Origin of the sequence: Prevotella multiformis (assembly GCF_018127985.1) — a bacterium.
Taxonomy (GTDB): domain Bacteria; phylum Bacteroidota; class Bacteroidia; order Bacteroidales; family Bacteroidaceae; genus Prevotella; species Prevotella multiformis.
The window spans coordinates 980,001-994,566 of sequence record NZ_CP072357.1 but is presented as its reverse complement, the minus strand read 5'-3'; the positions used below and the strand labels follow the sequence as shown (position 1 = coordinate 994,566).

The 14,566-nt window shown below is 50.7% G+C and carries 7 protein-coding genes and 2 rRNA genes (1 of these 9 running past the window's edge); 4 read left to right on the top strand and 5 right to left on the bottom strand.

The genetic code is table 11. The annotated features are described in order from the left end of the window. Positions 1–7: 7 nt before the first annotated feature. Positions 8–1,408 (top strand): RIP metalloprotease RseP, encoded by a 1,401-nt coding sequence (gene rseP / locus J4864_RS04120; protein WP_211813740.1) that lies wholly within the window; start codon positions 8–10, stop codon positions 1,406–1,408. A 441-nt stretch (positions 1,409–1,849) separates the two neighbouring features. Here rseP and J4864_RS04115 read toward each other — a convergent pair whose 3' ends face one another. The 3 genes from J4864_RS04115 to purL all read right to left on the bottom strand — a co-directional run bounded on the left by J4864_RS04115 (position 1,850) and on the right by purL (position 7,030). Continuing rightward, positions 1,850–2,425 carry a chromate transporter gene (locus J4864_RS04115; RefSeq protein WP_007368931.1) on the bottom strand — a complete coding sequence of 192 codons (576 nt, stop codon included), beginning with the start codon at positions 2,423–2,425 and terminating at the stop codon, positions 1,850–1,852. 120 nt (positions 2,426–2,545) lie between these two features. After that, complete coding sequence (locus J4864_RS04110; RefSeq protein ID WP_211813738.1) at positions 2,546–3,133, bottom strand: chromate transporter; 588 nt, start codon at positions 3,131–3,133, stop codon at positions 2,546–2,548. Between the two features lie 150 nt (positions 3,134–3,283). Then, complete coding sequence (gene purL, locus J4864_RS04105; RefSeq protein ID WP_211813737.1) at positions 3,284–7,030, bottom strand: phosphoribosylformylglycinamidine synthase; 3,747 nt, start codon at positions 7,028–7,030, stop codon at positions 3,284–3,286. Positions 7,031–8,609: 1,579 nt separating this feature from the next. On the opposite strand from purL, the gene J4864_RS04100 reads away from it, so the two are divergent. Beyond that, complete coding sequence (locus tag J4864_RS04100; protein WP_211814610.1) at positions 8,610–9,470, top strand: OmpA family protein; 861 nt, start codon at positions 8,610–8,612, stop codon at positions 9,468–9,470. A gap of 298 nt (positions 9,471–9,768) precedes the next feature. On the opposite strand, the gene J4864_RS04095 is transcribed toward J4864_RS04100, so the two are convergent. Together J4864_RS04095 and J4864_RS04090 are read right to left on the bottom strand one after the other, a co-directional pair. Next, positions 9,769–10,752: an ISAon1 family transposase gene (locus tag J4864_RS04095; RefSeq protein ID WP_449579658.1), complete on the bottom strand. Its 984-nt coding sequence runs from the start codon at positions 10,750–10,752 to the stop codon at positions 9,769–9,771. A gap of 1 nt (position 10,753) precedes the next feature. Beyond that, positions 10,754–11,098, bottom strand: coding sequence for an ISAon1 family transposase N-terminal region protein (locus tag J4864_RS04090; protein ID WP_040555206.1), 345 nt, complete (start codon positions 11,096–11,098; stop codon positions 10,754–10,756). A 1,354-nt stretch (positions 11,099–12,452) separates the two neighbouring features. Here J4864_RS04090 and J4864_RS04085 point away from each other — a divergent pair. Further along, positions 12,453–13,984 (top strand): 16S ribosomal RNA (locus tag J4864_RS04085). A gap of 361 nt (positions 13,985–14,345) precedes the next feature. Further along, positions 14,346–14,566 (top strand): 23S ribosomal RNA (locus tag J4864_RS04080) (it continues 2,681 nt past the right edge of the window). Together the 16S and 23S rRNA genes form the textbook arrangement of a ribosomal RNA operon.

Sequence of the window (14,566 nt, the reverse complement as noted above, 5' to 3'; positions counted from 1 at the left end):
ATAGATAATGGAAACATTTCTGATCAGATTGCTACAGTTTGTTCTGGCAATCTCTCTGCTTGTCCTGCTTCACGAAGGCGGACATATGTTCTTTGCGAAACTCTTCGGTGTCCGTGTCGAAAAGTTCTTTGTCTTCTTCGATGTGAACATCGGGAAGTGGAAAGGAAAGCTCTTCAGCTGGAAGCCGAAAAAGGACGATACCGAGTACGGCATGGGCTGGCTGCCGCTGGGCGGCTACTGCAAGATTGCCGGTATGATTGACGAGAGTCTTGATACCGAGCAGATGAAGAAAGAGCCGCAGCCTTGGGAGTTCCGAACCAAGCCGGCATGGCAGCGGCTGCTGATCATGGTGGGTGGCGTGCTGGTCAATTTTGTCCTTGCGCTCTTCATCTATTCGATGATCATGTTCACCTGGGGTGATTCTTATTTCAAGGTGTCGGACATGAGCATGGGTATGCGTTTCAATGCTGATGCCAAGGCACTGGGCTTCCGCGACCATGATGTCATGCTCGGGACGGACCAGGGACCTTTCCGTGAATATGCCAATGTGAACGGCGACTTCTTCCGCCAGATAGCCCAGGCGAAACGTGTTGATGTACTGCGTAACGGCAAGAAGCACAGCATTGCGCTGCCCGGCGACATGGATATGCTGCCGATGATCAAGACACGTCCTTACTTCGTCGAGCCGTTCATCCCGGCACAGGTCGACAGTGTGATGGGCGGTTCGCCTGCTGCCAGGGCGGGCATCAAGGCGGGTGACCTCATCAGAACGGTCAATGGCAAGAAGATTGAGACATGGAGCGACATGAACTATCAGATGGGCGTGCTCGATGATGTCATGTCCGTGAAGAATACGCACAAGGATTCGCTGGCGGCCCGCTCGGTGGTCCTGACCGTACAGCACAAGGGCGTGGAGAAACTCGATACTGTGAAGATGGTGCTGACACCCGACCTCAAACTGGGTGTTCTTCAGGCGACGCTTGCCACCTATTACAAACCAGTGCAGGAGAAATATGGCTTCTTCGAGAGTTTCCCGGCCGGTATCAAGCACGGCTGGAACGTGCTGCGCGGCTATGTCGGCAACTTCCGTTACCTCGCTTCGGCTGACGGTGCGAAGAGCATCGGAGGCTTCGGGGCTATCGGCAGTCTCTTCCCGCCTTACTGGGACTGGTACATGTTCTGGTCGATGACGGCCTTCCTGAGCATCATCCTCGCCTTCATGAACATTCTGCCTATCCCGGCACTTGATGGCGGTCACGTGGTCTTTTTGCTCTACGAGATGATTACCCGCCGCAAACCGTCAGAGAAATTCATGGTACGTGCGGAGTATGTCGGCATCACCCTGCTGATCCTCCTTATGATATTTGCCAACCTCAACGACATCCTCCGTTGGCTGCATATAATGTAAGAACAAACAGGAGTCAGCTGGATTAACTTCATTGAGGTAGTCAGTTACCAATATCTCAATACAAAATCACGCAATACTTGTCATCGCAGGTATTGCGTGATTTTTGTGGTTTATAGTGTTTTATTGAAAGGTTGTTGGCCGGCAAAGGATAAGGTAACGCATCGTCTGCAAAGTCGCTTGCGAACGGTTATTTTATGTAAGCACAAATAGGAATCTGCCGGATCAACCTTCCTAGAAGTAGTCCGTTGACAGCATCTCGATACGAAATCACGCAATACTTGTCATCGCAGGTATTGCGTGATTTTTGTGGTTTATAGTGTTTTATTGAAAGGTTGTTGGCCGGTAAAGGATAAGGTAACGCATCGTCTGCAAAGTCGCTTGCGAACGGTGCATTCTACTCCCCTCTCCATTCGGAGAGGGGCCGGGGGTGAGGCTTTTTTTCTAATACAGCAGCACCAATCCAGCAAAGGCCGCATAACAGATCATCCGGATGGGATTGATCTTCATCCACATCGTACCGGCAAAGGTCGCAGCGAAGAGGAACAGACTGATGCAGAACTGCCAGGGATTGACGGAGGGCACAGAGAAGTTCTCGGCATTGCATAACAATAAAGTGGCGGCGGCCAGCAGACCGACGACGACGGGGCGCAGTCCTGCAAAAACCGACTGGACGATGGGATTGTTCATGTATTTCAGAAACATCCTGCTGATCAGGACCATCAGTATCAGGGAGGGCAGAACGATGGCGATGGTGGCGGTGATGCTTCCCAAGACCGCCATTCCTCCGCCGAAGCCGGCGTTGTGTACGGCAGTATATCCGCAGTAGGTGGCGGAGTTGATGCCGATGGGACCCGGTGTCATCTGTGAGATGGCGACAATGTTCGTGAACTCCGCGGAGCTGAGCCAGTGGTGTCTCAGGACGGTCTCGGTCTGTATCAGCGACAGCATCCCATATCCTCCGCCGAATCCGAAGAGTCCGATGAGAAAGAAAGTATAGAAGAGGTGTAAGTATATCATGTTGTTGTTTGTTGTAAGACTGGGAGTCCAAGAGCATTGCCTGTCGTCAGAAACACGCTCGCCCTTCCTTGTATTTCCCTTCGGCCGGCGACTGTCGGCCGGAGGGGCTGCAGGAGGTTTCTACTCTGTCGGCCGGATGTATTTCCCATAGAGAAACCCGCCGACTCCTGCTGCAAGGATGACATATACCGGATTTACCCCCAGGAGCCAGATGAGGAGTGCCGTGGCAAGGGGAATCCAGCAGGTGGTCAAGGTGATGCGTGCTTCTTTTGCCAGCTGGAAGGTAGGGACGGCTATCAACGCCACTACGGCAGGACGGATGCCGCGGAACATGGCCGCTACCCAGGGGATGTCCATGAACTGGTGAAGGAAGAGTGCTATGCAGAGAATGATGAGAAAAGAGGGGAGAACCGCTCCCAGGCAGGTGCAGAGAGCACCGGGCAGCTTCCGTATCTTATACCCCACGAAAATGCTGATGTTGGCAGCGAGAACTCCCGGGCAACTCTGCGCAATGGCGATAAGGTCGATGAACTGGTCCTGGGGAATCCATCGTTTTTTCTCCACGACCTCCTGTTGGACGATAGGCAGCATGGCATAGCCGCCTCCAAGGGTAAAAGCTCCGATTTTGAAAAAGGTCTTGAAGGCATCCCAGTAGAAGGATGACGGGGGATGATGGCCGGATATTGGGGAAATGTTTTCTTTTTGCACAGGATTTCTGATTGAAAGGAAGTAGATGAAATGATAAATCCCCTCGTCCGTCCTAGTCCCTTTGGGTGTCAATGGACGGACGAAGGAGATTTCCATGTTGTCTGTAATCTGTTCAGAGGGAAGGAATGTCCCGGAGGTATGGGACAGGCCTTACAGCTTGCTCTCCACCCATTTGCGGGCATTGACAAACGCCTCGATCCATGGTGTCACCTCCTCCTGGCGGCGTTCACGTGGATACCATGCCTGCTGCCAGGGGAAGACGGAACGCTCCAGGTGGGGCATCATGGCAAGGTGACGGCCGTCGGCAGAGCAGATGCCGGCTACGTTGTAGTCCGAACCGTTCGGGTTGCCCGGATACTCCGCATAGTTGTATTTGGCAATGATGTTATACTTGTCCTCGGCTTCCGGCAGGTAGAACCGGCCCTCGCCGTGTGCCACCCAGATGCCGAGTTTGTTGCCGCTCAAAGAACCGAACATCACACTGTTGTTCTGCGGAATGGTCAGATTCAGGAACGCACTTTCAAACTTCTTGCTGGTGTTGTGGCAGAGGTGGGCACGGTGCTTGTGCTCCGGGTTGATGAGATTCAGTTCCACCATCAACTGACAGCCGTTGCAGATACCCAATGAGAGTGTATCTTCACGTGCATAGAAGCGGTCGAGTGCCTGCTTAGCCTTTGGATTATAGAGGAAAGCACCAGCCCATCCCTTCGCCGAACCGAGTACGTCAGAGTTGGAGAAACCACCGCAGAAGACAATCATATTCACCTCTTCCAAGGTCTCACGACCAGTGATAAGGTCGGTCATCATCACGTCCTTCACCTCAAAGCCAGCCAGATAGAGTGCGTAAGCCATCTCACGTTCACCATTGGTACCCTTCTCACGAATGATAGCTGCCTTTGGTGTTGGGTGCAGAGTGTTAGGTATTGAAGTCTTCCAACGGTCTGCATCGAGTCCATACTGCTGGAGTGTACCAGTGAAGTCAGCTTTGAACTTCATCTCCACCGGCTGTTTCTTGTAGTTCAGGCAGCGCTTCTTTGCCATGCCGTTCTTGCTCTGTTTGCGGTCGAGCAGATAGGAAGTCTTGTACCACGTGTCACGCAGTGCGTCAATGTTGAACTCCTTTTTCCAGTCACCATCAGCAATACTGAGGGTGCGTTTGTCTGGACTTGGTGTGCCGATGCGGGCAAAGCCGATGCAGTTTTCTGTCAAGAATTCCTTGACTTCTTCCTTATGTTCGTCAGCAACCTGGATTACGACGCCTGGATTCTCTGCAAAGAGCTTCTTGATAACATCGTCACCCTTGATGTCGTGGAGGTTGATATGCAGGCCACCTTCAGCATTGGCAAAGGTCATCTCAAGCAATGTTGTAATCAAACCACCTGCTGAAATGTCGTGTCCCGCGAGTATCCATCCACGGCGAATCATCTCCTGTACGGCATCAAAGCAGTCGCAGAAGTACTGTGGTTCTTTCACTGTCGGAACGTCACTACCAATCTTGCCGAGGCTTTGGGCAAAGGCTGAACCGCCCAAACGCTGCTCGTCGAAGCTGAAGTCGATATGATAGAGACGGGTGTTCTTGTCGTTGACAAGTACTGGAGAAACCACCTGACGCACATCGCTCACCTCACCACCACTGGTCACGATGACGGTTCCCGGAGAGATAATCTTGTCGCCGTTAGGATATTGCTGGGTCAGAGAAAGTGAGTCTTTACCCGTTGGAACGTTCACACCGATAGCGCAGCAGAAGTCTGATAGTGCCTTAACCGCACTATAAAGACGAGCATCCTCACCCTTCTGTGAGCGACAAGGCCACATCCAGTTGGCTGAAAGACTCAAGCTGTCCATGCCGTCTGCCAATGGTGCCCATACGATATTGGTCAATGACTCGGCTACTGAAAGGACTGAGCCTGCCTCTGGTGATGCGAGTCCTGCTTGTGGCGCATGACCGAGTGCGGTAGCAATACCCTTATGACCACGATAATCCAAGGCTACAACACCACAGTCAGAGAGTGGCAACTGAATCTCACCCTGACACTGCTGGCGGGCAACTTTACCTGTGACAGAGCGGTCAACCTTATTGGTCAGCCAGTCCTTGCAGGCCACAGCTTCCAACTGAAGCACGCGCTGGAGGTATTCCTCCACCTTGTTTATACTATAAGAAACATTCTCATATTTGCGCTCAACGGTCTCATCTGTCATGATTGTCTTTGGAGAATGACCGAACATCTGCGCCACGTCCAAGTCGAATGGCTTGACACCATCACCCTGGACAAACGAGAAGTGGGCATCGCCTGTGGTCTCACCGACAACATACATCGGTGCACGCTCACGCTCAGCAATCTTCTTCACGTGGTCGAGATGCTTCTCGTCAATGAGCAAGCCCATGCGCTCCTGTGACTCGTTGGCAATGATTTCCTTGGCACTCAAAGTCTTGTCGCCGATTGGCAACTGTGTCATGTCAATCTTACCACCACACTCTTCAACCAACTCGCTCAGACAATTCAGGTGTCCAGCAGAACCGTGGTCGTGGATAGAAACAACTGGATTGTTGTCTTCTTCTACCAATGCACGCACGAGGTTGTAAGCACGTTTCTGCATCTCCGGGTTGGCACGCTGTATGGCATTCAACTCAATACCATTTGAGTAACGGCCAGTATCAACTGATGATACAGAACCACCGCCAAGTCCGATGCGGTAGTTATCACCACCAACGACAACCACCTTATTGCCAGCTTGTGGCTCGCCCTTCAGGCAGTCTCGCTTGGTTCCATAGCCTACACCACCAGCAAGCATAATCACCTTGTCGTAAGCATATTTCTCGCCATTCTCCTGATGCTCGAAGGTGAGCAGTGAACCCGTAATCAACGGCTGACCGAACTTGTTGCCGAAATCGCTCGCACCGTTAGATGCCTTGATGAGAATCTGCTCCGGTGTCTGATAGAGCCACTGGCGAACTGGCAGAATATCCTCCCAATCGCGCAGGGCTGGTGTACTGCCGTCGTCTTCCTTCAAGCGGGGATAAGCGGTCATATATACAGCAGTTCCAGCGATAGGCCACGAGCCGACACCGCCGCCCATACGGTCGCGTATCTCACCACCCGTACCAGTCGCTGCTCCATTGAATGGCTCAACGGTAGTTGGGAAGTTGTGGGTCTCGGCTTTCAGAGAGATAACACTCTCGATCGGCTTTACTCGGAAATAGTCGGATGTGCTCTGGTTGGCTGGTGCAAACTGTTCGACTTCTGGACCTTGTGCGAAAGCAACATTGTCTTTATAGGCTGAAAGAATCTTACCAGGATTCTCTTTCGTAGTCTTCTTGATGAGGCTGAAGAGGCTGCTTTCCATCACCTTGCCGTCGATGATGAACTCACCTCCGAAGATTTTATGGCGGCAATGCTCGGAGTTGATCTGTGCGAAACCGAAGACTTCAGAATCGGTGAGTGGGCGACCGTTCTGCTTCTCAATCTTGTGGAGATATTCCATCTCCTCTGGAGAGAGTGCCAGACCCTCTTCTTCGTTGAATTTCTCCAGATTGTCAACGTGCCTGATAGGCTCCGGCTCGTGGTTGACTGTGAATATCGTCTGGTCCAGACCGTCGTACATGCGTTGCAGCATGGGGTCGTAGTCGGCTTCCTTGCTGCTTACAGGGAAGTACTCCTCTATACGCAGAATGCCGTCAAGGCTCATGTTCTGAGTAATCTCGACGGCATTCGTACTCCAAGGAGTAATCATCTCACGGCGTGGCCCCACATAGAAGCCCGGCAGCGCCTGTGCATCCTGCAGGTAGACGGCATCGCCGTAGAGCCAGCAAAGTTCGTTGATTTCCGCATGGGACAGCGCATGGTTGACTTCTGTAGCAATCACGCTCTTGGACTGAGTTCTGAAGAAAAGAATCATAGCCTTTATATAAAAATTGGTGTTACTTTGTTTGCAAAGATACGATTTTCTTTGGAGATAGTATCTTTCTGCACTGTGTTTTTTGGAAAGGTGTTTTAAAACCATGCTCAAACCTGGCTCATTTGAGGGACATGGAAAAAGGCGGTTCTTCCGTTAAATGCGTAGATTGGAGAATAAAGGCTTATGCACTTGCAGGGTATGACTGTCCAAAACCAGATGGCCTTAAAAAGGAGGATGAACTGAAAGATAAGATGCAGGAAAGGCAGATTGATACGATACCTGACCATCAGCCTGTCTTTCCGTCTTCCACAGACAACTTATTCCCATATCATCGCTGTTTGTAAACTGTTTTCATGCAACCCAAGCTGACACATGCCCTTCTGGCTCCTGAAAGAGGCCTGATTGACTTGCAACAGGTGCTCTATTAGCGTGTTACCAACGCCCTTTTGAAGTCCAATCAGGCACCTTTTGGGGATGGATTGGTAACCAATTGATTGACTGCTGGTTACGAACCTGTTTTTGGAACGGATTTTTCTTATTTGCAGGCGATTTGTTTGAAATTATGTGATGACTTTTCAAAATCTTGTCTGTATTTCCAACGTGTTAAATTGAAAAGGTCTTTGTATCGGAGGATAGAAGAATAGACTGCTGACGGTCCGGGCTATGTTTCTGTTGAATGAATCACTTCGGTTTTTCCGTGAAAGCTATACGAAAAGCATCCACGTATTTAACGGAAGAGCCAAAAAGGCGGGGTGGGGCAGGACGGTATGGGGTGGGGGAGTGGGTAATCGTTATAAAAAGATTGCTGTCCGGCACTCCTTTCCCATATAAGGCGGTCGTCCCTCCCTTCTCTATGTAAAGGTCGCAGCTGCAACAGGCCTGCCCTCCTTCCTGTGGCCTGATCCCCGACACCGGTCGTGCTGATGTCCGACACCAGTTGTGCCGATGCCTGACACCGGTCGTGCTGTGTGCTCGCATGCTTACTGTACGTTGCCCGGATGAAACCGCTTTGTTGTAAAAGCCAAAGGCCGGCGTACTTTGTTCGATGAGGCGGACCAGCTTCCAAAGTCAATGGGGGATTGCCGGTTGACAGAGCGTTACACATTGATATACGGGATGTTTGAGTTTTGCCGGACAGTAACAACCGCAAATGTCAGGAATGACAGCCGGGCTTTTCCAGGATCCGTTGCAGTAGATCAGGTGTGTCTTTGTATCATGCCAGGACTATGAATCCGGTCGATACTGATTGTTTCTTACATCTATGCGGTCCCTCCTGCATTCAGTCCGGGAAGGAGAATCTGTCAAATACCTTTTCCGGACCTGTCTTGTTTTCCGGCCTCTTATGGTTGGCCATGTGTCACGGACATTGGCTCTTCCTGTGGTAAGTTCTGTATGTTTTCATCAAATATTTTCTTTATTTCTCGATTTCAGGTTAAAAATCTCTAAACTCATCGCATGACATTTTGTTTTCCATGACTTTATCCTATCTTTGCAAAAGATATGTGCATCTTGTGAATATTCTGCTTTCGCAACAGGGCACGAATCTGCACTTTAAAAATACGAACCTAAAATGAAGAATATGAAAAAGAGTCTTTTTATCGTAGCTTTAGCCGTAGGGACACTTGCTTTCAGCAGCTGTGCCAGCAAGAAAGATCTGGAGAATTGCCGGGCAGAGAACAACCAGCTGTCTGCGGATTACCAGAGCGCCAAGGAGACGATTGCCGCCAATAACGCACGGATCAAGAGTCTGGAGGATCAGTTGGCACAGGCAAGGGAGAGTGCTGCCGCTTTGCAGGGAAGTCTTGACAACAGCTTGAGGAACGCCAATTCAAATAACATCAACATTTCCAAACTCGTTGACCAGATCAATGAGAGCAATCAGTACATCCGCCATCTGGTGGAGGTCAAGTCGAAGAGCGACTCGCTGAACATGGTGCTGACCAATAACCTTACACGCTCGCTGAGCCGTGAGGAGCTGAAGGAGGTCGACGTGCAGGTGTTGAAGGGCGTGGTTTATATCTCTCTGGCCGACAATATGCTGTATAAGAGCGGTTCTTATGAAGTGAATGACCGTGCCGAGCAGACATTGAGCAAGATTGCCAAGATCATCACCGACTACAAGGATTATGATGTGCTGATAGAGGGCAATACGGATAACGTGCCTATCAATACGGCGAATGACAAGATGAAGAACATCCGTAACAACTGGGATCTCTCCTGTCTGCGTGCGGCTTCGGTCGTACAGTATCTGCAGGACCGTTTCGGTGTCAACCCCAAGCGGCTGACTGCCGGTGGACGGGGTGAATACAATCCGCTTGCTACGAATGATACCGAACTGGGCAAGCAGCGCAACCGTCGTACACAGATTATCATTACTCCGAAACTTGATCAGTTTATGGATCTCATCGGTGAGGCTCCTGAGACTAAGTCGGCAAAGTAATCTGATTATGAATAATGACGTTCTGTCCTTGATTCTCCAGCGATGTCCACGGAGGTATAGGTGGATTTTGGCTGCATTTTCCGTATATATGATTTATTTCTGTGGGAAGTGCTTTGGTGAAGCAGTGTGGTATCTGCTACATTGATAGGAACTGAAACGTTTGGGCATATATAAATCTGCATCTTGTCTGCATCATGCTGACAAGATGCAGATTTATCTTTTAGCATAGGCAGGTTGTAAAATTCCCTCGGTTGGATTTTCCGGGTCAGTCCTAAAACCCAGTTGCAAGCCTATCCTCTTAAGCACACAATTTCATAAGTCTATATAAAAAGAAAGGAATATCTGTCACTCCTCTGAACTGTGCCCTGAATGCCTTAACCTTAGCATTGAATGACTCGGCATTTGCATTTGTAGCTCTGTTTACAAAGAAATTGAGTATGGTTTGATAATGATTTTCAAACGTGTCAATCACCGTGTAGAAATTGTCCACTCCCAGCTCTTCAACCTCATTGAACCATTTAGCCAGCTTCAGCCTTGCAGCATCCTTGATGCTCTTGATGTTATAAATATCGGTAAGTTTCATAGCCAGACCATATGCCTTTTCCAGTGTAGGATAATGTTCAAAGATGATTTCCGCCCTGGCTTTCTGTGCTTCAGTCCACTTGGTCCTGTGCTTGGTCAATATGAACTTTGCTCTGGCGAGCGACTGCTTACGCGTGTCACCATTGCTGTATCTAAATGGTATATATTCCTTTCCCTTACTTTTAGCTTCTTTTATCTCCTCATTCTCTTTATCTCTTGCCATCCACCGGTAAGCGATACGCATGTCATCCAGCGCATCATAATATAGTTTCTGCACATGAAACCTGTCATTGGTAATAAGTGCTTTGGGAAAAACAGCACGGGATATACGCATCATAGAAGATGATAAATCGAGTGTTATCTCCTTGACAGTCTTTCGTTTAGAAAGGTTTATCTTCTTGAGAACCTGGATGACGTCCTCAGCCTTGGTCCCTTTAACCACAGCCACTAAAGTTCCATTTCTGCCCTTTCCCGCCTTGTTGGTCAGAAAAGTATAAACCTCGCCGCTGCTTAGACAGGTCTCATCAATACTTAGACTCTCACCTATGTTATTTTCAAACAACAGCCAGTCTTGAGCATGCCCCAACTGGTCCCAGCTACGATAATCACTGAAATGTTCCTTGTACTGTGTGGATAACAGCTTGCCATTTACGCCATAGTGCGCACCGATGCTTGCGATGCTCTCTGCAGTGGACTCAATTCTATTCTTTTAAAAAAGAAACGAACTCGGGGGATAGTCTACTGCCCTCAGCCGTCAAGTCATCATATGAATAAGTAAAGATCTCTCCGTTGGAACTGTCACGCCACTTGCGACGGCGAACATGGAGGTAGACTGCTTTGCCACGAAGAGGAAAGTCCTGAATTACACGCTCGCTGGTAAAACCATAACTGCTTACGGTACCTAGCTTATGGTCTGACTTTTCCATAAAGTTACGCTCGTCAAGCCAAAAGTCAAACTGGGAAACACTCTCTTGAATATCGACAACATCAAAGTAGTCGGCAAGTACATCCGGAAAGATGCAACGTAATAGTTGGTCACTCTTCATGATGCAAAGGTAATAAATACTTATGAAATTATGCGCTTAAGAGGATAGACTTGCAACTGGGTTTTAGGACTGACCCGATTTTCCCTTTTGGGCGAGAGGATTCTGCTTTCTTCTTGAAGGAGCGAACGAGAGAGGGCGTGTCAAAAGTTTATATGAAAGCTGACATAGGGGCAGATGTCCTTGCCTGTCTGCAAAAAGAGTATTCGTCGGACGGGTGGAGGTATGTTTCCCGATGGGTATGTGACATACGTTCGGTTGAAAGAGAAAGCAGAAGGTGGTGCATAAAGGCATAGAGGGACCAAAGAGTTGACAGGGTTCTTTCAACGATAGACCGACGTGTTTTTTTAAGAACAGCTCTATAATAAAGGTGATGCCTTTTAGGTACTCACTAAAAATAAAGGGACGTTTTTTAAAGGTCCTGTAAAATCGTTCGTGATCGAGCTATATATATAATGTGTCTTGACAGGCTGTACAAAGTCAGGTGTAAAGGGTGTCCGGTAGATAGGAACCTCTCCTTTTTGTAATAAGCATTTTGCGGGGGGTGGTTTTGTATGTGTTCATTGATTAAGGCGGGAGTAAGCTGCCCGTAGGTCTTTGTCTTGCCCAAGAGTCAGAGTATATGCCTGCTGCCGGTTCAGATTTGTTGGGGGTAGGATGATCGGTTCTGCGCATATCGTTTCTTGCTTGAGGGGTGGCTTATGGCAGCACGACATATCGTGCGTTGATTGTCTTGAGGCAGAACGGACTCTGGCAGCTTTGATTTACAGCCAGCCTGTCCGGTAGAAGGTCGCCGTGCAGCTTCCCTTGTTTCCGATTTTGCGACTGGAGGCTTTGTCTGCTGCTTCCTGTCTTTATTCTGCTTTTCCCGGCTTCGGATCCTCTCGGATGCTTGTAAGGGCGTTCTTGTGAAATTTGGATTGATCTGCGTCAAGGCAGCGGGCTCCTTTGAGATTTTTTGAAAAATAATCCCCGAAACATTTGGCGCGTATGTTTTTTCTTTATACCTTTGCACTCGCTTTACGAAACGAGCCGCACGGCTTGTATCGTCGGCACAGAAAGAAAGAGTTCTTTGAAAGGATTTACATAGACAGAGAAGTAGTACAAGAAGCGTCTGCGCGGCATGCATGCCGTGCGGACGGGTAAAAGAAACGAACCGATCAATTCGGCATCAGGGTCAGGCTTTCTGGTTTCCGCCATTTCGCCGTTTCGCCCTTTTGCTTTTTGAACGAGGTGCTCTTTGAGCTTGATATTTCGGTAAAGGCGTTCCGGGACAGAGATTGTCCGAGGCCGGGATGACGGGACGGGGCTTTCGCTCCTGTCCGCTATCCGTCGTCCGGTCTTGTCATCACATTTTACAGTGGAGAGTTTGATCCTGGCTCAGGATGAACGCTGGCTACAGGCTTAACACATGCAAGTCGAGGGGAAACGGCGTTGAGTGCTCGCACTCTTCGGACGTCGACCGGCGCACGGGTGAGTAACGCGTATCCAACCTTCCCGTCACTGCGGGATAACCTGCCGAAAGGCAGACTAATACCGCATGGCCTTCACTGACGGCATCCGAGGTGAAGTAAAGCTTTTTAGCGGTGACGGACGGGGATGCGTCTGATTAGCTGGTTGGCGGGGCGACGGCCCACCAAGGCGACGATCAGTAGGGGTTCTGAGAGGAAGGTCCCCCACATTGGAACTGAGACACGGTCCAAACTCCTACGGGAGGCAGCAGTGAGGAATATTGGTCAATGGGCGGAAGCCTGAACCAGCCAAGTAGCGTGCAGGAGGACGGCCCTACGGGTTGTAAACTGCTTTTATGCGGGGATAAAGTGAGGGACGTGTCCCTTTTTGCAGGTACCGCATGAATAAGGACCGGCTAATTCCGTGCCAGCAGCCGCGGTAATACGGAAGGTCCGGGCGTTATCCGGATTTATTGGGTTTAAAGGGAGCGTAGGCCGGGGATTAAGTGTGTTGTGAAATGTAGGCGCTCAACGTCTGATGTGCAGCGCATACTGGTCCCTTGAGTACGCGCAACGCCGGCGGAATTCGTCGTGTAGCGGTGAAATGCTTAGATATGACGAAGAACCCCGATTGCGAAGGCAGCCGGCGGGAGCGCAACTGACGCTGAAGCTCGAAGGTGCGGGTATCGAACAGGATTAGATACCCTGGTAGTCCGCACGGTAAACGATGGATGCCCGCTCTCGGCGCCTGGCGCCGGGGGCCAAGCGAAAGCGTTAAGCATCCCACCTGGGGAGTACGCCGGCAACGGTGAAACTCAAAGGAATTGACGGGGGCCCGCACAAGCGGAGGAACATGTGGTTTAATTCGATGATACGCGAGGAACCTTACCCGGGCTTGAATTGCAGGAGAACGATACAGAGATGTTGAGGTCCTTCGGGACTCCTGCGAAGGTGCTGCATGGTTGTCGTCAGCTCGTGCCGTGAGGTGTCGGCTCAAGTGCCATAACGAGCGCAACCCCTCTCCCCAGTTGCCATCGGGTTATGCCGGGCACTCCGGGGACACTGCCGCCGCAAGGTGCGAGGAAGGTGGGGACGACGTCAAATCAGCACGGCCCTTACGTCCGGGGCTACACACGTGTTACAATGGCCGGTACAGAGGGCTGGCGCTCCGCGAGGCGCGCCGAATCTATAAAGCCGGTCTCAGTTCGGACTGGGGTCTGCAACCCGACCCCACGAAGCTGGATTCGCTAGTAATCGCGCATCAGCCACGGCGCGGTGAATACGTTCCCGGGCCTTGTACACACCGCCCGTCAAGCCATGAAAGCCGGGGGTGCCTGAAGTCCGTGACCGCGAGGATCGGCCTAGGGCAAAACTGGTGATTGGGGCTAAGTCGTAACAAGGTAGCCGTACCGGAAGGTGCGGCTGGAACACCTCCTTTCTGGAGCGGTCGTCTTTCCGCTTCAGGCGACGGGGGCGTCTCGGGTTCGTTTCCCTTCCTGTGCTGCTCTGTCTCTGTCTTTTCCTTTTCCAGGAGTCCGGGTACGAGGCCCGCATGCGTGAGGTTCGAGTCCTCCGTCTCCGCCAGCGGGGCCGGCCGGCTCCGGGAGCAGGGTTCCGCCCCGCGTCCCCTTCCGGCCGTTTCCACACGATCTTTGACATATTGACACAGGCAAGACTGTAAAGCAGAGCCGGTCTCCTTTCGGAGTCCGGCGTTCTCCGGGGGTTCTTTCCCCCGGATGGAATCTGAAAGACAGCTGAAAGTATGAGCTGCCTCCCCGCGTTTTTCCGCGGGGAAGGCGAAGAAAGTAAGAAAGGGCGCATGGCGGATGCCTTGGCTCACGGAGGCGATGAAGGACGTGATAAGCTGCGATAAGCCCCGGGTAGGTGCAAATGACCGTTGATCCTGGGATTTCCGAATGGGACAACCCGGCAGGCTGAAGGCCTGTCATCACTGCATATGCAGTGAGGCGAACGGAGGGAACTGAAACATCTTAGTACCTCCAGGAAGAGAAAATAAACG